At 71.8% G+C, this 19,923-nt stretch carries 16 protein-coding genes; 8 read left to right on the forward strand and 8 right to left on the reverse strand.

Annotation, left to right across the window (positions count from 1 at the left end; genetic code table 11):
• Positions 1-44 precede the first annotated feature (44 nt).
• The 3 genes from JK359_RS27550 to ssd are packed head-to-tail and all read right to left on the reverse strand — an operon-like array spanning position 45 to position 3,216.
• On the reverse strand, positions 45-908 hold the full coding sequence (locus tag JK359_RS27550; protein ID WP_201841076.1) for a type II secretion system F family protein: 864 nt from the start codon (positions 906-908) through the stop codon (positions 45-47).
• Positions 905-2,113, reverse strand: coding sequence for a TadA family conjugal transfer-associated ATPase (locus JK359_RS27555; protein ID WP_201841078.1), 1,209 nt, complete (start codon positions 2,111-2,113; stop codon positions 905-907). The genes JK359_RS27550 and JK359_RS27555 overlap by 4 nt, the downstream gene beginning before the upstream one ends.
• The gene (gene ssd / locus JK359_RS27560; protein WP_201841080.1) at positions 2,110-3,216 is read right to left on the reverse strand and encodes a septum site-determining protein Ssd; all 1,107 of its coding nucleotides are present in this window, start codon (positions 3,214-3,216) and stop codon (positions 2,110-2,112) included. Before ssd ends, JK359_RS27555 begins: the two co-directional genes overlap by 4 nt.
• A gap of 593 nt (positions 3,217-3,809) precedes the next feature.
• On the opposite strand from ssd, the gene JK359_RS27565 reads away from it, so the two are divergent.
• Positions 3,810-4,640, forward strand: coding sequence for an HAD family hydrolase (locus JK359_RS27565; RefSeq protein ID WP_201841082.1), 831 nt, complete (start codon positions 3,810-3,812; stop codon positions 4,638-4,640).
• Positions 4,641-5,063: 423 nt separating this feature from the next.
• Here the strand turns inward: JK359_RS27565 and JK359_RS27570 are convergent, their stop codons facing one another.
• Positions 5,064-5,888: a Fic family protein gene (locus JK359_RS27570; RefSeq protein WP_201841084.1), complete on the reverse strand. Its 825-nt coding sequence runs from the start codon at positions 5,886-5,888 to the stop codon at positions 5,064-5,066.
• 101 nt (positions 5,889-5,989) lie between these two features.
• Between JK359_RS27570 and JK359_RS27575 the strand changes: the two genes are divergently transcribed.
• Positions 5,990-6,970, forward strand: a complete 981-nt coding sequence (locus JK359_RS27575; RefSeq protein WP_201841086.1) for an ATP-binding protein — start codon at positions 5,990-5,992, stop codon at positions 6,968-6,970.
• A gap of 3 nt (positions 6,971-6,973) precedes the next feature.
• Here JK359_RS27575 and JK359_RS27580 read toward each other — a convergent pair whose 3' ends face one another.
• The gene (locus tag JK359_RS27580; RefSeq protein ID WP_201841088.1) at positions 6,974-8,236 is read right to left on the reverse strand and encodes a polysaccharide deacetylase family protein; all 1,263 of its coding nucleotides are present in this window, start codon (positions 8,234-8,236) and stop codon (positions 6,974-6,976) included.
• A gap of 338 nt (positions 8,237-8,574) precedes the next feature.
• On the opposite strand from JK359_RS27580, the gene JK359_RS27585 reads away from it, so the two are divergent.
• The 6 genes from JK359_RS27585 (at position 8,575) to JK359_RS39360 (ending at position 16,759) form a co-directional block, all read left to right on the forward strand.
• A complete protein-coding gene (locus JK359_RS27585) occupies positions 8,575-11,013 on the forward strand; it encodes a SulP family inorganic anion transporter (RefSeq protein WP_236678531.1) in 2,439 nt (812 codons plus the stop codon).
• Between the two features lie 138 nt (positions 11,014-11,151).
• Positions 11,152-13,107: an acetate--CoA ligase gene (acs, locus tag JK359_RS27590; protein WP_201841091.1), complete on the forward strand. Its 1,956-nt coding sequence runs from the start codon at positions 11,152-11,154 to the stop codon at positions 13,105-13,107.
• A gap of 255 nt (positions 13,108-13,362) precedes the next feature.
• Entirely contained in the window at positions 13,363-14,808 is a 1,446-nt protein-coding gene (gene nhaA / locus JK359_RS27595) for a Na+/H+ antiporter NhaA (protein WP_201841094.1), read from the forward strand.
• 182 nt (positions 14,809-14,990) lie between these two features.
• Positions 14,991-15,479 carry a phage holin family protein gene (locus JK359_RS27600; RefSeq protein WP_201841097.1) on the forward strand — a complete coding sequence of 163 codons (489 nt, stop codon included), beginning with the start codon at positions 14,991-14,993 and terminating at the stop codon, positions 15,477-15,479.
• A complete protein-coding gene (locus tag JK359_RS27605; protein WP_201841099.1) occupies positions 15,476-16,411 on the forward strand; it encodes an alpha/beta fold hydrolase in 936 nt (311 codons plus the stop codon). Before JK359_RS27600 ends, JK359_RS27605 begins: the two co-directional genes overlap by 4 nt.
• A gap of 168 nt (positions 16,412-16,579) precedes the next feature.
• Positions 16,580-16,759, forward strand: coding sequence for a hypothetical protein (locus JK359_RS39360; protein WP_236678533.1), 180 nt, complete (start codon positions 16,580-16,582; stop codon positions 16,757-16,759).
• 14 nt (positions 16,760-16,773) lie between these two features.
• Here the strand turns inward: JK359_RS39360 and JK359_RS27610 are convergent, their stop codons facing one another.
• The 3 genes from JK359_RS27610 to nth all read right to left on the reverse strand — a co-directional run bounded on the left by JK359_RS27610 (position 16,774) and on the right by nth (position 19,894).
• A complete protein-coding gene (locus tag JK359_RS27610; RefSeq protein ID WP_201841101.1) occupies positions 16,774-17,973 on the reverse strand; it encodes a MarP family serine protease in 1,200 nt (399 codons plus the stop codon).
• Positions 17,974-18,066: 93 nt separating this feature from the next.
• Positions 18,067-18,762, reverse strand: coding sequence for an NUDIX hydrolase (locus tag JK359_RS27615; protein ID WP_201841103.1), 696 nt, complete (start codon positions 18,760-18,762; stop codon positions 18,067-18,069).
• A gap of 55 nt (positions 18,763-18,817) precedes the next feature.
• Complete coding sequence (nth, locus tag JK359_RS27620) at positions 18,818-19,894, reverse strand: endonuclease III (RefSeq protein WP_201841105.1); 1,077 nt, start codon at positions 19,892-19,894, stop codon at positions 18,818-18,820.
• Between the last annotated feature and the right edge of the window lie 29 nt (positions 19,895-19,923).

The raw sequence follows: 19,923 nt of genomic DNA on the forward strand, positions 1-19,923 counted from the left end.
GCAGCCACCGCTCACTCCCCCTCCGCCCCGCTCACAGCCACCGCTCACTCCCCCTCCGCCGCCCGCACGATCCGTGCGGCCCACCACATCCCCGCGGCCTCGAACACCGCCCCGGCCACCAGGCAGCCGAGCCCGGCTCCGCTGTGCAGCAGGACCCGCAGCGGGTCGGCGCCCATGGCCGCGCCGAGGAGGAGGCCGAGGGCGGGCAGGCCGGCGAGCAGCACCGCGGTGGCCCGGGCACCCGCCAACTGGGCGCGCAAATCGGCACGCTGGTCCCGCTCGGCCCGCAGTGCTCCGTCCAGCCGGTCCAGCCCGGCGGCGAGTCCGGCGCCCTGGTCCACGGCGACCCGCCAGCACGCGGCGAGTCCGAGCAGGCCCTCGGCCCCCGGCTGCCGGGCCGCCACGGCGAGCGCGCCGGGCACGTCCCCGCCGAACCGTGCCGCCGCGACCACGGCCGCCTGCGCGTCGCCGAGTCCGTCGGAGTCCCGCGCGGCCCGCAGCAGCGCCTCACCGGGCTGCCGTCCCACCCGCACCTCGCCGGCGAGCGCACCGCACAGGGTGATCACCGCGTCCGCCCGCCGGTCCCGGGCGTGCCGGGCCCTGCGGGTCAGCCGCATCCGCCGCAGCACCGGGACTCCGGCCGCCCCCGCGGCAACCGGAATCACCGAGGAACCCAGCAGGCCGATCGCCAGCCCGGCGACGAGCGCCCACCACTCGGGTCCGCACCGCCCGCGTACCCGCCGCAGCTCGGCGAGGGCTTGTTCCCAGGCGGGCGGCCCGGCCGGCACCGCTCCTCCGCCGGCGAGCAGCAGCCGCGCCCGCCGCATCCCGTAGTGGCGCCCGCCCAGCAGCCAGACCAGCGCGCCGAGACAGACCAGCGCGGTCCCCGTCGACGTCCCACCGCTCACGTCGTCCACCCCTCCCCCTCGTCCCCCGACTCGTCGGCGGTGCCGAGCAGTTGCCGCAACCGCTCCCACCCCCGCTCCCGCACGAACTCCCGCTCGCCCCAGCACAGAGCCGGCACCGTCCGCACCAGCCCGTCGGCGTCCCGCTCCAGCACATGCACCTCGGCGATCCGGCGCCGCCCGGACCGGTCCCGTACGAGATGCACCACCACGGAGAGGGCGGCCGCCAACTGGCTGTGCAGCGCGGCCCGGTCCAGTCCGGCGGCCGTGGCCAGCGCCTCCAGCCGGGCCGGCACGTCCGCGGCGGCGTTGGCGTGAACCGTGCAGCACCCGCCTTCGTGTCCCGTGTTGAGGGCGGCGAGCAGATGCACGACCTCGGGTCCGCGCACCTCGCCCACGACCAGCCGGTCCGGTCGCATCCGCAGTGCTTGCCGCACGAGGTCCTCCAGGGTGACCAGCCCGGCGCCCTCCTGGTTGGCGGGCCGGGTCTCCAGCCGGACGACGTGCGGGTGGTCCGGTCTCAGCTCGGCCGAGTCCTCGGCGAGCACGATCCGCTCGCCCGGTCCGACGAGCCCGAGCAGGGCGCTCAGCAGGGTCGTCTTGCCGCTCCCGGTGCCACCGCTGACGAGGAAGGACAGCCGGGCCGCGAGGAGCGCCCGCAGGATCCGGTCGCCGCCGGGCGGCACCGTGCCGGCCGCGACGAGTTCCTCGACGGTGAAGGCCCGGGGCCGTACCACCCGCAGGGCCAGGCAGGTGCAGCCGACGGCGACCGGGGGCAGCACCGCGTGCAGCCGGGTGCCGTCGGGCAGCCGGGCGTCCGCCCACGGCCGGGCGTCGTCCAGCCGGCGTCCGGCCACGGCGGCCAGCCGCTGCGCGAGGCGTCGTACGGCCGCCGCGTCGGGGAAGGAGACGGGGGTCAGTTCCAGGCCGCCTCCGCGGTCCACCCAGACCCGGTCCGGGCCGGAGACCAGGACGTCGGTCACCTCGGGGTCGGCGAGCAACGGCTCCAGGGGGCCGGTGCCGACGAGTTCGGACCTCAGGTGCTCCGCCGCGCCGAGGACCTCGGCGTCACCGAGCACCCGGCCCTGTTCGCGCAGGGCCTGGGCCACGCGCGCGGGGGTGGGTTCGGCGCCGCTCTCGGCGAGCCAGCGGCGGACGCCGTCGAGCAGGGCCGCGCCGTCGGTCCGGTCGAGGCCGGGGAGGGTCATCGGGCGCCTCCCGCGTCGGCCATGGCGCGCTCCCAGAAGTTCACGCAGAAGCGGGCGAGCGGGCCGCGGCCGGTGCCGGCCGGGGGTTTCGGGCCGCCTCGGGGGCGCAACAGGGCCGGTTCGACGGGCACCTCGCCGGCCAGCGGCAGCCCGAGCAGCCGTGCCACCTCCCGGTCGTCCAGGCCGGGCGGGTACGGCCCGCGGACCACCACCCGCAGGTCGCGCACGACCATGCCGACGGCCGAGGCGACCCGTCCGGCGGCGGCGACGGCGCGCAGTTCGGCGGGGACGACGACCAGGGCCAGGTCGAGCTGGGCGAGTGCTTCGGCGACCCCGTCGTCCAGGCGCCGGGGCAGGTCGACCACGACGGTGCCGCCGCGCCGCCGTGCGGCGGCCAGCACGGCGCGCACCGCCTGGGCCGGAACGGCGACGCAGTCGCCGCGGTCCCAGCTGAGCACGCGCAGGGAGTGCAGTTCGGGCAGCGACTCCTCCAGGGCGCCGCCGCCCACCCGGCCGCGGGAGGCGGCGAAGGCGGGCCAGCGCAGCCCTTCGGCGCTCTCGCCGCCGAGGAGTACGTCGAGTCCGCCGCCGAGCGGATCGGCGTCCACCAGCAGGGTGCGCAGTCCTTCACGCGCGGAGGTGACGGCGAGCGCGCACGCGAGCGTGGACGCGCCGGCCCCGCCCCGCCCGCCGATCACTCCGACGGTGAGCGCGGGGCGGCCGATTCCCTCGGCCACGTCGGCGATGCGGTCGACCAGCCACTGCTCGCCGTCGGGGAGCATCAGGACATGGTCGGCGCCGATCTCGACGGCTCGTTTCCACACCCCCGAGTCGTCCTGATCCCGGCCCACCAGCACCACTCCGGGCCGGCGCGCGGCCCCGCGCACCCGGCGGGCGGCGTCGTCACCGACCAGCACGAGCGGGGCCGCCTCCCAGCCGTCCCCGGATTCCGGTACGCCGTGATGGACCTCGGGCGTGGCGCCCGCCGCGGCGCACAGGCGCAGCAGGTCGTCCAGGATCACGGCGTCCTCGGTGACGATGAGCGGCCGTCCGGGCCGGCCTCCGGTGCCGGGTGGCGGGTCGTGGGTGACGGTTCCGGTCACGGGTGTTCCCCCCTTCGCTGCGTGGGCCGCGCAGCCCCTGCGGCCCCGCGATTCCCAAAGGTGTGAAGAACCGGCAAGCGGCTCCATATGAACGGCCGATAGGAACCGGCCATACGCGCCTCGGCAATCGGAACCGGCCATGAACTCGGCCCGGCCGGGGCGCACTGGAATCACGGTGCAGCGATCCGCGAAATAATGTGGATCTTGGTTGAAAACTGTGGACAAGCCGGGCCCTGTGAATATCTCCATCACCCATACCGGTGACCCTTGTACTGATACGCGTGCGACTTCCACAGAGCAGCGTGGCGATTACACTGCGTAACAGATCATGGACATGCCGAAGCCGCGGACAGCGGGGCACAGGGCCGGCCACAGGACCGCACGAAGAAAGAGGAGGAGCCGGAAAACCCGTCCGGACATGCGACGACCCCCGCCGGGGGGGAGAGCGGGGGTCGTCCCCACGGCCGACTCGGGGGGGGGAGGAGTCGGGCCGGGTTAGCACGGTCGCGAACGATCCGTGACTTCCATGGTGTACCCGAGAGCCCTCTCAGGCAAACCCACGCGCCACACCTTACGCCGAATGGTGGGCGCCTATGCTCAAGGGCGTGGAAAACCACTCCTTGCCCCGCGCAGCAGCCTTCTTTGACCTGGACAAGACGGTCATTGCGAAGTCGAGCACGCTCACCTTCAGCAAGTCCTTCTACCAAGGCGGGCTGATCAACCGCAGGGCCGCGCTGCGTACCGCATATGCCCAGTTCGTCTTCCTGGCCGGCGGCCTGGACCACGACCAGATGGAGCGCATGCGCGAGTATCTGTCCGCACTGTGCCGCGGCTGGAACGTCCAGCAGGTGCGCGAGATCGTCGCCGAGACGCTGCACGAGCTGATCGACCCGATCATCTACGACGAGGCCGCCTCGCTCATCGAGGAGCACCACACGGCCGGCCGCGACGTCGTGATCGTGTCCACCTCGGGCGCCGAGGTCGTCGAACCGGTCGGCGAGCTGCTGGGCGCGGACCGCGTGGTCGCCACCCGCATGGTCGTCGGCGAGGACGGCTGCTTCACCGGCGAGGTCGAGTACTACGCCTACGGCCCGACCAAGGCCGAGGCCATCCGGGAACTGGCCGTCTCCGAGGGATACGACCTCGACCGCTGCTACGCCTACAGCGACTCGGCGACCGACCTGCCGATGCTCCGGACGGTCGGGCACCCGCACGCCGTGAATCCGGACCGGGCCCTGCGCCGCGAGGCGCTCGCGCACGGCTGGCCGGTGCTGGAGTTCCGCCACCCGGTCCCGCTCAAGAAGCGGCTGCCCGCGCTCTCGGTGCCGCCCCGCCCGGCACTGGTCGCGGCGGCGGCCGTAGGAGCGGCAGCGGCGACCGCCGGCCTCGTCTGGTACGCCAGCAAGCGCCGCAGCACGGCCTGAGCCGCAGCCGTTTCACCCCGTTTGAGCGTGTAAGTAAAGAAGTGCGGGCAGGGGTTCCGCTTGCTCCCCGCTCGCGGTACAAAGAACTTAGGCCCGCGAGACCAAAGGACATCCGAGAGGATCCCCTACCACTACGCAGTTGGCCCCACGGACCCAGCATGAACATCGGGCACCCACGCGACGTCGACCCGTCGATTACGGGCCAGCCGCACCAGGTGACGGGCAAAGCATCCCGGCCTGATGGGCACATATCGAGGACGCTTGGTAACCGGGTGATCATGCCAGCGGCGGTACGAGAAATCGTACCGCCGCAACCCGTTTCCGGGGTCCGCCCTTCCGGACCACCCTCCCCGGGTCCGCCCTTCCGGGGTCCGTCCTGACGGGGGCCTTCAACTCCGAGGTCCGCCCTGACGGGGTCCCTCCTCAGGCAGCGCCGCGCTGCAGGGCCTCACACACCGCCGTCGACTCGCGCACGCCCAGCTCGATCGCCCGGCCGCAGTGCGCGATCCATGCCGCCATGCCCTCGGGGGTGCAGGAGACGTATCCGTCCAGCGCGGCCAGGTAGGAGGCGCGGCCCAGTTCGGCGTGCCCGACCTCGGCCGGACAGACCGCCTTCGGGTCCAGGCCGCTGCCGATCAGCACGATCCGCTCGGCCGCACGCGCCACCAGGCCGTTGTGGGACGCGAAGGGACGCAGCGCGAGCAGCTCGCCGTGCACCACCGCGGCCGTCACCAGGGCGGGCGCGGAGGTGCCGGCGATAATCAGGTCCGCGAGGCCCTCCAGCCGCCCCGAGACCTCCTCGGCGGCCGGCAGCGGCAGCTCGACCAGCGGCTCGTCCACCGCCTCGCCCGCCTGACGCGGCCGGCCGACCTGCTCCTCCTTGCCCGCCGCGGCCACCAGATGCAGCCGGGCCAGCACCCGCAGGGGCGACTGGCGCCAGATGGACAGCAGCTGTCCCGCCTCGGCGGTGAGCCGCAGGGCCGCCCCCACCACACGGGCCTCCGGGTCGGCGCTGAAGTCGGTGCGCCGCCGCACCTCCTCCAGGGCCCAGTCGGCGCCGGACAGCGCGGCCGAGCCCCGGGCGCCGCGCAGGGCCGCCTCGGAGGTGATGGCGTTGCTGCGCCGGCGCATGATCCGGTGCCCGTAGACCCGGTCCACGGCCTTGCGCACGGACTCCACGGACTCGGCCACGCCGGGCAGCGCGCCCAGGGCCGCGAGCGGATCGGCGTTCGCGCCTGTCGTACTCATGAGTACGACCCTACGCATCCCGTCGGCGGACCCCACGAAGGAGTGGTCTTCTTCACTCTCGTGTGACACGTACAGCTATCACACCACTACGCTTGGTGAACATGAAAATTGCTTTCGTCGGGAAGGGCGGCAGTGGCAAGACCACGCTCTCCTCCCTCTTCATCCGCCACCTCGCGGCGGCCGGCGCTCCGGTGGTCGCCATCGACGCCGACATCAACCAGCACCTCGGCCCCGCCCTCGGCCTCCATGAGACGGAGGCGGCGGCACTGCCCGCCATGGGCGAGCGGCTGCCGCTGATCAAGGACTACCTGCGCGGCAGCAACCCGCGCATCGCCTCCGCCGCGACGATGATCAAGACGACCCCGCCCGGAGAAGGCTCGCGGCTGGTGCAGGTGCGGGAGCCCAACCCGGTCTACGACGCCTGTGCGCGCCCGGTGGAACTCGACGGCGGAGCCGTCCGTTTGATGGTCACGGGCCCCTTCACGGACGCCGACCTGGGGGTCGCCTGCTACCACTCCAAGACGGGAGCGGTGGAGCTGTTCCTGAACCATCTCGTCGACGGTCCCGACGAGTACGTCGTGGTCGACATGACGGCCGGTTCGGACTCCTTCGCCTCCGGCATGTTCACCCGGTTCGACATGACGTTCCTCGTCGCCGAGCCGACCCGGAAGGGGGTCTCCGTCTACCGCCAGTACAAGGAGTACGCCCGCGACTTCGGCGTCGACCTGAAGGTCGTCGGCAACAAGATCCAGGAACAGGACGACGTCGACTTCCTGCGCGCGGAGGTCGGGGACGACCTGCTCGTGACGGTCGGGCGCTCGGACTGGGTGCGCGCCATGGAAAAGGGCCGCCCACCCCGGTTCGATCTCCTGGAGGAGCCCAACGCCCGTGCGCTGCAGACCATGCGGGCCGCGGCGGACGCCACCTACGAACGGCGTGACTGGGAGCGCTACACCCGCCAGATGGTGCACTTCCACCTGAAGAACGCCGAGTCCTGGGGCAACGAGCGCACCGGGACCGACCTGGCAGCGCAGGTCGACCCCGGCTTCGTGCTCGGAGAGGGCGTGGCAACCCCTGCCTGACGCCTACGCCTTGTCCGCCGGCGCCCCGGGCACCCCCCTGGGCGCCGGGGCCGGCCGGCCGGACAGGAAGGACGCCCAGCCCTGCCGGGGCGCCTCGCCCACGTTCAGGGTGCGCAGTTTCGCCAGGACGCGCGGGTCCTGGGCGTCCAGCCAGTCGGCCAGTTGACGGAAGGAGACACACCGCACGTCAGGCTTGCCGCAGACCTCCTTCACCACGTCCTCGACGGCCCGCATGTAGGTGCCGCCGTTCCAGGACTCGAAGTGGTTGCCGATGATCAGGGGCGCACGGTTGCCGTCGTAGGCCCGGTAGAAGCCCTTGAGGAGACCGTCACGCATCTGGTCGCCCCAGTAGTCGAACATGTCGGGGTCGCCCTGGGTCTCGGTGCCGGACTGGTTGACCATGAAGTTGTAGTCCATGGTCAGTTGCTCATAGGTGTGGCCGGGGAACGGCACCAGTTGCATCGACAGATCCCACAGGCCCCGCTTCTTCTCGGGCCACACCTGGTCGTCGACCCCGCTGGAGTCGTAGCGGAAGCCCAGCTCGCGGGCGGCCTTCATGAAGTTCTTCTGCCCTTCCAGGCAGGGGGTACGGCCGCCGATCAGCTCCTTGTCGTAGTCGAAGGGCAGCGGGTCGGCCTTCAGCCCGGCGTTGGACTTCCAGGACTTGACGAACTTCTTGGCCTGGGCGATCTCGCTCTTCCACTCGTCCACCGACCAGGTGCCGACCCCGCCGTCGGGTCCGCAGAAGTGACCGTTGAAGTGGGTGCCGATCTCATTGCCCTCCAGCCAGGCCTGCCGTACCTGCTCGAGGGTGTCGGCGATGCCCTGCTCGTCGTTGAAGCCGATGTCGGAGCGGCCCGGCGAGTGCTGCGGCGGCTTGTAGAGGTCACGTTTCTCCTCCGGCAGCATGTACACGCCGCTGAGGAAGTACGTCATGGTCGCGTTGTTCTCCTTGGCGACCTTGCGGAAGTGCGAGAACAGCTTCTGGCTGTCCTCGCCCGCACCGTCCCAGGAGAACACGACGAACTGCGGTGGCTTCTGACCGGGCTTGAGCCGCTCGGGGCTGGACAGATTCGGCTGGGAGCCGGTGTACGCCGTCGATCCGTCGCCGATCGGCCGGAACACGCTCCCCGGCGCCGGTGCCCCCTGCTGCGGGCCGGACGCCCCTTCCTTCGTGCCGTCGGAGCCGGTCGAGCAACCGGCCAGCGACGCCGCACAGGCCGCGGCGACCATGGCGCCGACGGCGATCCTCTGGGTGGCGGCCATGTTCCGCCCACCTTCTTCCTTCTCTCAAGGAGACGCTGACGAGGGCCGTTTCAGGTGATGTGCCGGGCTTGTCCCGACAGCGCCGCCAAGGTCGCACGGGACGGAGAAGGAATTAGTACGACAAGCCGATGAAATGCTCGCTTCACCCCGGCGAGTGATCGTGCAACCCATTTGCCCCGAAAAACTATGCTTTGCCTTTACTTCGCATTACGGTTCTTTTACCGAACGTGATCCATCCCGCCACTGCACGCCGTGACCCACGGCCGCGACCGAGCCCCGCCCCATCACCGCGGGTTCCACCCAGTCCGCGACCGCGCCGCCCCGGAGGAGACGGGAACATGTCCGCCTGCGCACCCCCACACACCCACCCCCACCCGCCGCACCGTCCCGCCCCGGGACCCCGCCGCTTCCCCCTCGAGGGAGCCGATCTGTCCGCGGCCGTCGCGGTCTTCCTGATCGCCCTGCCTCTCTCCCTCGGCATCGCCCTCGCCACCGGCGCCCCGCTCCAGGCCGGCCTCGTCGCGGCCGCGGTCGGCGGAATCGTCACCGGCCGGTTCGGCGGCTGCCCCTTGCAGGTCAGCGGCCCCGCCGCCGGGCTGACCGTGGTCACCGCCGACCTGATCCACCGTTACGGCTGGCGGGCCACCTGCGGCATCACCGTCCTCGCCGGCCTCGCCCAGCTCGCCCTCGGCTGCCTGCGGGTGGCACGCGGCGCGCTGGCGGTCAGTCCGGCCGTGGTGCACGGCATGCTCGCCGGCATCGGCATCACCATCGCCGTGGCCCAGCTGCACATCGTCCTCGGCGGCAGCCCGGACAGCTCCGTCCTGGCCAACCTGCGTGCGCTGCCCGCCCAGTTGGCCGATCTGCACCCGGCTGCCGTGTCGATGAGCGTGCTGACCCTGGCCCTGCTGCTGGCCTGGCCCCGCCTGCCCGGCCGTGTGGGACGGATGCTGCGCGTGGTGCCGGCCGCGCTCGTCGCCGTCGCCGGAGCCACCGCGACCGCCGCCCTCGCCGGGCTGACCCTGCCCCGGGTCGACCTGCCGTCCTGGCGCAGCCACGCGCTGGCCGGGCTGCCCGAGGGCCCGGTGTCCGGTGTCGTCGCCGCCGTGCTCACCACGACCCTGGTGTGCAGCGTCCAGTCGCTGCTCGGCGCGGTGGCCGTGGACAAGCTGCTCGCCGCCCGCCCCGGCCCGCAGTCCCGCGTCCGCCGCTCCGACCTGAACCGCGAGCTGCTGGGCCAGGGCGCCGCCAACATCGTGTCCGGGTCGCTCGGCGGGCTGCCGGTCGCGGGGGTCGCGGTGCGCAGCACCGCGAATGTGAACTCAGGGGCGGTGAGCCGGAACTCCACGATGCTGCACGGCGTTCTCGTAGTAGTCGCCGCGCTGCTGATGGTCCCGGTCCTGGAGGAGATCCCGCTCGCCTCCCTCGCCGCCCTGGTGATGGCCGTCGGCATCCAGATGGTGTCCCTGCACCACATCCGCACGGTGACGCGCCACCGCGAAGTGCTGGTCTACGTCGCGACCACACTCGGCGTGGTGTTCCTCGGCGTCCTTCAGGGCGTACTCCTCGGGGTCGCCGTGGCAGTCGCCGTCGCCCTGCACCGCCTCACCCGCACCCGCATCACCCACGACGAGAAGGAAGGAGTGCATCGTGTACGCGTCCGAGGCCAGCTGACCTTCCTCGCGGTGCCCCGGCTCAGCAGAGCCCTGCATCTCGTACCCCAAGGCGCCCACGCCGTCGTGGAGTTGGACGGATCGTTCATGGACCACGCGGCGTACGAGTCACTGCAGGACTGGCGCAGCACGCACACCGCACGAGGAGGTACGGCCGAGCTGGCGGGCCGGCGTGGCGGAATCCGGACCAGCGAGCAGGTCCCGGCGACCGAGTGCCAATGCCGTCCCTGGACACCCTGGCGCAATCACCAGTCCTGCTTCGCCGGCTCCGCCGCCGCCCCGGCAGGGCGGGAAGCCGCCCATGAACTGGCCCGTGGCATCAGCTCGTTCCAGCGGAACACCGCACCGCTGGTACGGGAGGAACTGGCGCGGCTCGCCCGGGAGGGCCAGCGTCCGTCCCAGCTCTTCCTCACCTGCGCCGACTCCCGGCTCGTCACGTCGATGATCACCGCCAGTGGTCCCGGTGACCTGTTCGTCGTCCGCAACATCGGCAACCTGGTGCCGCCGGCGGGCGAGGAGCACGGTGACGACTCGGTGGCCGCCGCCATCGAGTACGCGGTGGACGTACTCGGGGTGCGCTCCATCACCGTGTGCGGTCACTCCGGGTGCGGGGCGATGCAGGCCCTGCTGGCCACCGGCGCCGGGGACGGGGGCACCCCGTTGCAGCGGTGGCTGCGGCACGGGCTGCCGAGCCTCGCGCGGAGCGCGGGCGAGCGCCACGGCAGGCCCCGGCTGGCCGGGCGGGAACCGGCGGACGCGGTGGAGCGGCTGTGCCTGGCCAACGTGGTCCAGCAGCTGGCGCATCTGCGGGCCCACGGTCCGGTCGGAAGGGCGCTGGCCAAGGGCGAACTGGAGCTGCACGGCATGTATTTCCACGTGGGTGAGGCCCAGGCGTACCTGCTCGCGGAGACGGAAGGAGCAGCGGGGTTCGAACGCGTCACGGAGGGCGCGGCCGGAGGTGTCCGGCAGGACGTGGGCGGGGATGTCCGCCAGGACGTCGACGGAGGTGATGGTCAGGACGTCGACGGAGGTGTCGGGCAGGAAGTGGGCGGAGGCGTCGGGCGGGGCGTGGGCACGGTGGAGGAGGCGCGCGGGGGGAGGTGAGGAGGCGCGCGGGCGGGGGTGTGCAACCAGCCGCAGAAAGGTCTAAACCAATTTTCCGGTCGACCCTTGTCATCGGCCCCCCGCGTCTGATGAGCTGTGGCCTGGGACACAACGGACACCCTTGGAATGGGAGATGTCGTGAGCAACGAGAGCCTGGCCAACCTGCTCAAGGAAGAACGCAGGTTCGCGCCGCCCGCCGACCTGGCCGCGCACGCCAACGTCACCGCGGAGGCGTACGAACAGGCCAAGGCTGACAGGCTCGGCTTCTGGGCCGAGCAGGCCCGCCGGCTGACCTGGGCCAAGGAACCGAACGAGACGCTGGACTGGTCGAACCCGCCGTTCGCGAAGTGGTTCAGGGACGGCGAGCTGAACGTCGCGTACAACTGCGTGGACCGGCATGTGGAGGCCGGGCACGGGGACCGCGTCGCCATCCACTTCGAGGGTGAGCCCGGCGACAGCCGCGCGATCACCTACGCGGAGCTGAAGGACGAGGTCTCCAAGGCCGCCAACGCGCTGCTGGAGCTGGGCGTGCGGAAGGGCGACCGGGTCGCCATCTACATGCCGATGATCCCGGAGACCGCGATCGCGATGCTGGCCTCGGCCCGGATCGGCGCCGCGCACTCGGTCGTCTTCGGCGGCTTCTCGGCGGACGCGCTCGCGACCCGCATCCAGGACGCGGACGCCAAGGTCGTCGTCACCGCCGACGGTGGTTACCGGCGCGGCAAGCCGTCCGCGCTCAAGCCGGCCGTCGACGAGGCGGTCGAGAAGGCGGGCAACGTCGAGCACGTGCTCGTGGTACGCCGGACCGGGCAGGAAGTGGTCTGGAACGGCGAGCGGGACGTGTGGTGGCACGACCTGGTCGGGCGCCAGTCATCCGAGCACACCCCGGAGGCGTTCGAGGCCGAGCACCCGCTGTTCATCCTCTACACCTCCGGCACGACGGGGAAGCCGAAGGGCATCCTGCACACCTCCGGCGGCTACCTCACCCAGGCGGCGTACACCCACTGGGCGGTGTTCGACCTCAAGCCGGAGACGGACGTCTACTGGTGCACGGCCGACGTCGGCTGGGTGACCGGGCACTCGTACATCGTCTACGGGCCGCTGGCCAACGGCGCGACGCAGGTCATGTACGAGGGCACGCCGGACACCCCGCACCAGGGCCGCTTCTGGGAGATCGTGCAGAAGTACAAGGTCACGATCCTCTACACCGCGCCGACCGCGATCCGGACGTTCATGAAGTGGGGCGACGACATCCCCGCCAAGTTCGACCTGAGCAGCCTGCGTGTCCTGGGCTCGGTCGGTGAGCCGATCAACCCCGAGGCCTGGGTCTGGTACCGCAAGCACATCGGCGCCGACCGGACGCCCGTCGTGGACACGTGGTGGCAGACCGAGACCGGCGCCATGATGATCTCGCCGCTGCCCGGCGTCACCGAGGCCAAGCCCGGTTCGGCGCAGCGCCCGCTGCCCGGCATCAGCGCGACCGTCGTCGACGACGAGGCGAACGAGGTGCCGAACGGCGGCGGTGGCTACCTGGTGCTGACCGAGCCGTGGCCGTCGATGCTGCGCACGATCTGGGGTGACGACCAGCGGTTCATCGACACGTACTGGTCCCGCTTCGAGGGCAAGTACTTCGCCGGTGACGGGGCGAAGAAGGACGACGACGGGGACATCTGGCTGCTCGGCCGGGTGGACGACGTGATGCTGGTCTCCGGGCACAACATCTCCACCACGGAGGTGGAGTCGGCGCTCGTCTCCCACCCCTCGGTCGCCGAGGCGGCCGTCGTGGGCGCCGCGGACGAGACCACCGGGCAGGCCATCGTCGCGTTCGTCATCCTGCGCGGTACGGCCTCGGAGGACGACAAGCTCGTCGGCGAGCTGCGCAACCACGTGGGCGCCACGCTCGGCCCGATCGCCAAGCCCAAGCGGATCCTGCCGGTGGCGGAGCTGCCGAAGACCCGCTCCGGCAAGATCATGCGGCGTCTGCTGCGCGATGTGGCCGAGAACCGCCAGCTCGGCGACGTCACCACGCTGACGGATTCCACGGTCATGGACCTCATCCAGACCAAGCTGCCCGCCGCCTCCAGCGAGGACTGAGCACCCGGCGGCGGCGGAGCGCCCGGCGAGGACCGGGCGCCCGGCCGCGGCTGAGCGCCCGGAAGGACTGAGCGGCACCCCACGGGGCACCCGGCGAACGCGCCGGGTGCCCCGTCTGTGTCTACGGTGAAGCTCAGCGGATCCGGTCGGCGCGACTTTTAGGTAAACTAAACAAAGCGTCCGCAACGCGATGACACAGGTGCGCCGGGAAGTCTGGTCGGCATGTGAGTTCCGCCTACCCACCGGAGGTCTCCCGTGACCGCGCCCCGCACCCGCAGCACAGCCGCCCGCAAGGTCCTGGGACGCCTGTCCCTGCCCGAGCGGACGTTCGTGGCGGACGCGCTGCGCACCGAGACCGTCGGCGGCGTCCTGCTGCTGCTCGCCGCCGTGGCGGCACTGGTGTGGGCGAACATCCCCGCCCTGCGCGACAGCTACGCGAGCGTCGGTCACTTCCACCTCGGCCCCGGCGCCCTCGGCCTGCACCTCTCCGTCGCCCACTGGGCCGCCGACGGCCTCCTCGCGGTGTTCTTCTTCGTCGCCGGCATCGAACTCAAGCGCGAGCTGGTCGCGGGTGACCTGCGCGACCCGAAGGCGGCCGTGCTGCCCGTCGTGGCGGCGCTGTGCGGAATGGCCGTACCGGCGCTCGTCTACACCCTGACCAACCTCACCGGCGGCGGCTCCACCCAGGGCTGGGCGGTGCCCACCGCCACGGACATCGCCTTCGCGCTCGCCGTGCTCGCGGTCATCGGCACCTCCCTGCCCAGCGCCCTGCGCGCCTTCCTGCTCACCCTCGCGGTGGTCGACGACCTCTTCGCGATTCTGATCATCGCGGTCTTCTTCACCGAGCGGCTGAACTTCGCCGCGCTCGGCGGAGCCGCCGCCGGACTTGCGGTCTTCTGGCTGCTGCTGCGCAAGGGGGTGCGCGGCTGGTACGTGTACGTGCCGCTCGCCCTCGTCATCTGGGCCCTGATGTACAACAGCGGCGTGCACGCCACCATCGCCGGCGTCGCCATGGGACTGATGCTGCGCTGCACCACCCGGGAAGGGGAGGAGCACTCGCCGGGTGAGCACGTCGAGCACCTGGTGCGGCCCCTGTCGGCCGGACTGGCCGTACCGCTGTTCGCGCTGTTCAGCGCCGGTGTGTCGATATCCGGCGGGGCGCTCACGGACGTCTTCACCAAGCCCGAGACGCTCGGCGTCGTACTCGGCCTGGTCGTCGGCAAGGCGGCCGGCATCTTCGGTGGCACCTGGCTGACGGCACGCTTCACCCGCGCACAGCTCAGCGAGGAACTGGCGTGGGCCGACGTCTTCGCCGTGGCGTCGCTCGCCGGGATCGGCTTCACCGTCTCGCTGCTCATCGGCGAGCTGGCCTTCGCGGGCGACGACGTGCTGACGGACGAGGTGAAGGCGGCCGTCCTCACCGGGTCGCTGATCGCGGCGGTGTGCGCGACGGTCCTGCTGAAGCTGCGCGACGTCAGGTACCGCAGGCTGTGCGAGGAAGAGGAGCGCGACGAGGACCTCGACGGCATTCCGGACGTCTACGAGCAGGACGACCCCGCATATCACCTGCGCATGGCGCGGATCCACGAGCGCAAGGCCGCAGAACACCGGCGCCTCGCCGCCGAGCGGGCGGCCGAAGCACGCCACGGGCTTGCGGAAGTGCCGGGCGGGGCAGGCGAGGAGGGCGACCGTCCGGCATGATCTGACGAGACGGTACAAATCAAGGCGGCCGCACGAGCAGCACGGCCGGACGGACGGCCACGCGGCAGGACGGCCGGACGGACGGTCACGCGAGCCCACCGGCCGGCCAAAGGTTCGTACAAGCGTCACGACCGTCCAAAACTGCACATTTGTAGCACGAGACACCTCTAAGGGAGAACGCGATGAGCGCACCCGACGGCAGCCCGGTCGGCGCCGAACGCAGCATCGGCCAGCTGTTCGCCTCGGCGACGACCGAATTGTCGGCGCTGGTGCACGACGAGATCGCGCTGGCCAAGGCCCAGCTGAAGCAGGACGTGAAGCGCGGCGCGACCAGCGGCGGCGCCTTCTCGCTGGCGGGCGCGGTACTGCTGTTCTCCCTGCCGATGCTCAACTTCGCGCTGGCGTACGGCATCCGCACCTGGAGCGGTTGGAACCTGGCGGTCTGCTTCCTGCTGTCGTTCGCGGCCAACGTGCTGGTCGCCGGGCTCCTCGGGCTCATCGGCGTGGTGTTCGCGAAGAAGGCCAAGAAGAGCCAGGGCCCGCAGAGGGTTGCGGCCTCCATGAAGGAGTCGGCGAGCGTCCTGCAGAACGCCAAGCCGCATCCGCGCCCGGAGCTGCCCGAGGACCGCGGCCCCGCGGCCATCGAGGCTGTGGCACGCTCGTCGTCATGACGGACCCAGCCGCCCTCTCCCCCGTACGGATCGACCTGCCGGACGGGACGCCGGTCACGCACCGGGACGTCGCGGCCAACGGCGCGCGCTTCCACATCGCCGAACTCGGCGACGGCCCGCTGGTACTGCTCCTGCACGGGTTCCCGCAGTTCTGGTGGACCTGGCGGCACCAGCTGACCGCGCTCGCGGCCGCGGGCTACCGGGCGGTGGCGATGGACCTGCGGGGCGTCGGCGGCAGCGACCGCACGCCCCGCGGGTACGACCCCGCCAACCTCGCGCTGGACGTCACCGGTGTGATCCGCTCGCTCGGCGAGCCGGACGCCGCGCTGGTCGGCCACGACCTCGGCGGCTATCTGGCGTGGACGGCGGCGGCCATGCGGCCCAAGCTCGTCCGGCGCCTCGCCGTGGCGTCGATGCCTCACCCGCGGCGCTGGCGCGCGGCGATGCTCCGGGACGCCCGGCAGACCGCCGCCAACTCCTACATCTGGGGCTTCCAGCGGCCGTGGCTGCCGGAGCGTCAACTGACCGCGGACGACGGCGCGCTGACCGGCCGGCTGATCCGGGAGTGGTCCGGGCCGCGACCGCCGGAGGACGCGGACGTGGAGACGTACCAGCGGGCCATGTGCATCCCGTCCACCGCGCACTGCGCGATCGAGCCGTACCGCTGGCTGGTGCGTTCGCTGGCCCGCCCGGACGGCGTGCAGTTCTACCGCAGGATGAAGCGTCCGGTGCGGGTGCCGACGCTGCATCTGCACGGCTCGCTGGACCCGGTCACCCGGACGCGCAGTGCGGCCGGTTCGGGCGAGTACGTCGAAGCGCCGTACCGCTGGCGGCTGTTCGACGGTCTCGGCCACTTCCCCCACGAGGAGGACCCGGCGGCCTTCTCGACCGAACTGATCAGCTGGCTGAAGGATCCGGAGCCCGACCGGTGAGGCTGCGGTGGACGTCACCCGGACGTGTGACCGTACGGTGACGGACCGATGCGTGGAGTACCCGGTTCCTGAACACTTGTCCCCCGAACGGCCACATGCCTGCCGCATAGGCCAATTGGGGGGCGCCCAGGCGGTTATCGACCTTCGGGTGGGGGCACACGTCGGGGTATGGGCTGGACGCACGACTACAGTGACGCACCCCGCAACCGCCGCTCGGCCTCAGGCCTGAGCACGCCTCAGCGAGGCACACCGCAGCTCGCGGAAGCGGACCTGCGGGTGGGAATTCCGCGCATCCTGCGCCGCCGGGCCCGCTGGGTCTCGGTACGCCTGCGTCACCCGCGCGGCTGAGCACCACCGCACCCTTACAGGGCGCAGCTGTCCGTGCCCACCTGCTCGTTGGCCGTGCGGCCCTTCTCGATGTCGGGCCGGATCTCGTCCGCCGTCAGGGCGTAGCCGGTGTCCGCGTCGTCGAGGGACTTGGCGAACACCACGCCGTACACCTTGCCGTCAGGGGTGAGCAGCGGGCCGCCGGAGTTGCCCTGGCGGACGGTCGCGTACAGGGAGTAGACGTCGCGGCGGACCGTGCCACGGTGGTAGATGTCCGGGCCGTTGGCCGTGATGCGGCCACGCACCCGGGCGGCGCGCACGTCGTAGGAACCGTTCTCCGGGAAGCCCGCGACGATCGCGCCGTCACCGCCGGTCGCGTCCCGCTGGGTGAACTTCAGGGCGCTCGCCCTGAGGTCCGGTACGTCGAGGACGGCGACGTCCCGTTTCCAGTCGTACAGGACGACCTTCGCGTCGTACTTGCGGCCCTCACCGCCTATCTGTACGCGCGGCGCGTCGACTCCGCCGACCACGTGCGCGTTGGTCATCACCCGGCGGTCGGCGAAGACGAAGCCGGTGCCCTCCAGGACCTTGCCGCAGCTCTGGGCGGTGCCGGTGACCTTGACGATGGAGCGCTGGGCGTGGAGGGCGACCGCGCTGTGGGCGAGGGCCGGGTCGGGCGGCTGGACGTCCTTGATCGGCTCGTTGGAGAACGGGCTGAAGACCTGCGGGAAGCCGTTCTGCGCGAGCACCGAGGAGAAGTCCGCGAACCAGGTGTCGGCCTGCGCGGGCAGCGCCCGGGAGACCCCGAGGAGCACCTTGGAGCCGCGGACCTCCTTGCCGAGGGTCGGCAGGGTGGTGCCGGCCAGGGCGGAGCCGATCAGCCAGGCGACCAGCAGCATCGCGACGACGTTGACGAGCGCGCCGCCGGTGGCGTCCAGGGCGCGGGCCGGGGACCAGGTGATGTGGCGGCGCAGCTTGTTGCCGAGGTGGGTGGTCAGGGCCTGGCCCACGGAGGCGCAGACGATGACGACGACCACGGCCACGACGGCGGCGGTGGTGCCGACCTCCGCCTTGTCGGTCATGGCGTCCCAGATCACCGGCAGCGTGTACACGGCGACGAGACCGCCGCCCAGGAATCCGATCACCGACAGGATGCCGACGACGAAGCCCTGGCGGTAACCCACCACCGCGAACCACACGGCCGCGACCAGCAACAGGATGTCCAGCACGTTCACCGCTTCAGGCCTCGCCTACTCACTTCGGTCCCCCGCGGCCCCGCCGGGGGCGGGGGCCCGTCCCCCGGACAACACAGCACGGGGATCACCCTGTCATGCGTGCCAGTCGAGCGGGACCTGCTTCTGCCGGTCCCAGGGGCGCTCCCAGCCCGCGTAGTGGAGCAGGCGGTCGATCACTCCGGCCGTGAAACCCCAGACCAGAGCCGATTCGACCAGAAATGCCGGGCCCCGGTGGCCTCTGGGGTGGACGGTGGTGGCGCGGTTGGCGGGGTCCGTGAGATCCGCCACGGGAACGGTGAAGACCCGCGCGGTCTCGTTCGGGTCGACGACGCCGACCGGGCTGGGCTTGCGCCACCAGCCGAGCACCGGGGTGACGACGAAGCCGCTGACCGGGATGTAGAGCCGGGGCAGCACGCCGAAGAGCTGCACGCCGGAGGGGTCGAGTCCGGTCTCCTCCTCGGCCTCGCGCAGCGCGGCCCGCAGCGGGCCGTCGCCCTGCGGATCGCCGTCCTCCGGGTCCAGCGCGCCGCCCGGGAAGGAGGGCTGGCCGGCGTGCGAGCGCAGGGAACTCGCGCGCTCCATGAGCAGCAGTTCGGGGCCGCGCTGCCCCTCGCCGAACAGGATGAGCACGGCGGACTGCCGCCCTGAGCCGTTCTCCGGCGGCAGGAAACGGCTCAGCTGGATCGGCTGGACCGTCTCGACGGCCCGCACCACGGGCTCCAGCCAGCCCGGCAGCCCCTCCTTGCTGAGCGCCACCGGTCCGCCCTGTGTGTCACTGGCCCTCGTCATCGCCACCCCCGTCGCTCTGCCCCGTCCAACGCCCGAGGGCCCCGAGATCGTTCCGTCACGCGGCCCCCAGCGGCGGTGCCGCCCTGCCGCCCGCGTCGAGGTAGGCCTGCGGGGGCTTGAGGCGCTGTCCCGGGAAGCCGCCCTTCTCGTACTTCAGCAGCTTCTTCGCCTTCTCCGGGTCGGTCTCGCCCTCGCCGTAGGCCGGGCAGAGCGGGGCGATGGGGCAGGCGCCGCAGGCGGGCTTGCGGGCGTGGCAGATACGGCGGCCGTGCCAGATGACGTGGTGGGACAGGTCGGTCCACTCGCTCTTGGGGAAGAGCGCGCCGACGGCGGCCTCGATCCGGTCGGGGTCGGTCTCGCCGGTCCACCGCCAGCGCCGGACCAGCCGCTGGAAGTGCGTGTCCACGGTGATCCCGGGCCGGCCGAAGGCGTTGCCGAGGACGACGAAGGCCGTCTTGCGGCCGACGCCGGGCAGCTTCACCAGGTCCTCGAGCCTGCCGGGCACCTCGCCGCCGAACTCCTCGGAGAGGGCCTTGGAGAGCCCTATGACCGACTTGGTCTTGGCCCGGAAGAAGCCACAGGGCCGCAGGATCTCCTCGACCTCCTCCGGATCGGCGGCCGCGAGGTCCTCGGGGGCGGGGTACCTGGCGAAGAGCGCCGGGGTGGTCTGGTTGACGCGCAGGTCGGTGGTCTGGGCCGACAGCACGGTGGCGACCAGCAGCTGGAAGGGGTTCTCGAAGTCCAGCTCGGGGTGGGCGTACGGATACACCTCGGCCAGCTCGCGGTTGATGCGGCGGGCGCGGCGCACGAGAGCGGTGCGGGACTCGCCCGTGGGGGGCTCGACGGCGATCTTCTCGACCGCAGCCGTCTTCTTCACGACCGCAGCCGTCTTCTTCACCACCGGAGCCGTCCTCTTCGCACCCACGGCCTTCTTGGCAGGCACGGTCTTCTTGGCGGCGGCCTTCCTGGCGACCGGTTTGTCGGGATCGGCCTCCTTGGCGGCGACCTTCTTCACGGGCTCGGCCTTCTTCGCGGCGGCCTTCTTCACGGGCTCGGCCTTCTTCGCGGCGGCGGCAGTCTTTTTAGCCGATTTGCCCGTATTATTACTTCCTCCAGCAGCGTGTTCGCCCACAGCGGAATCGCGACGTACAACCACCCGCC

This window comes from Streptomyces actinomycinicus (assembly GCF_016741775.1).
Lineage (GTDB): Bacteria > Actinomycetota > Actinomycetes > Streptomycetales > Streptomycetaceae > Streptomyces > Streptomyces actinomycinicus.

Excerpts from the sequence above, each read along its gene's own strand:
- JK359_RS27555 (WP_201841078.1), bottom strand. The coding sequence starts at position 2,113 with ATGACCCTCCCCGGCCTCGACCGGACCGACGGCGCGGCCCTGCTCGAC.
- JK359_RS27565 (WP_201841082.1), top strand. The coding sequence starts at position 3,810 with ATGCTCAAGGGCGTGGAAAACCACTCCTTGCCCCGCGCAGCAGCCTTC.
- JK359_RS27570 (WP_201841084.1), bottom strand. The coding sequence starts at position 5,888 with ATGAGTACGACAGGCGCGAACGCCGATCCGCTCGCGGCCCTGGGCGCG.
- JK359_RS27575 (WP_201841086.1), top strand. The coding sequence starts at position 5,990 with ATGAAAATTGCTTTCGTCGGGAAGGGCGGCAGTGGCAAGACCACGCTC.
- JK359_RS27580 (WP_201841088.1), bottom strand. The coding sequence starts at position 8,236 with ATGGCCGCCACCCAGAGGATCGCCGTCGGCGCCATGGTCGCCGCGGCC.
- JK359_RS27585 (WP_236678531.1), top strand. The coding sequence starts at position 8,575 with ATGTCCGCCTGCGCACCCCCACACACCCACCCCCACCCGCCGCACCGT.
- JK359_RS27600 (WP_201841097.1), top strand. The coding sequence starts at position 14,991 with ATGAGCGCACCCGACGGCAGCCCGGTCGGCGCCGAACGCAGCATCGGC.
- JK359_RS27605 (WP_201841099.1), top strand. The coding sequence starts at position 15,476 with ATGACGGACCCAGCCGCCCTCTCCCCCGTACGGATCGACCTGCCGGAC.
- JK359_RS39360 (WP_236678533.1), top strand. The coding sequence starts at position 16,580 with ATGGGCTGGACGCACGACTACAGTGACGCACCCCGCAACCGCCGCTCG.
- JK359_RS27615 (WP_201841103.1), bottom strand. The coding sequence starts at position 18,762 with ATGACGAGGGCCAGTGACACACAGGGCGGACCGGTGGCGCTCAGCAAG.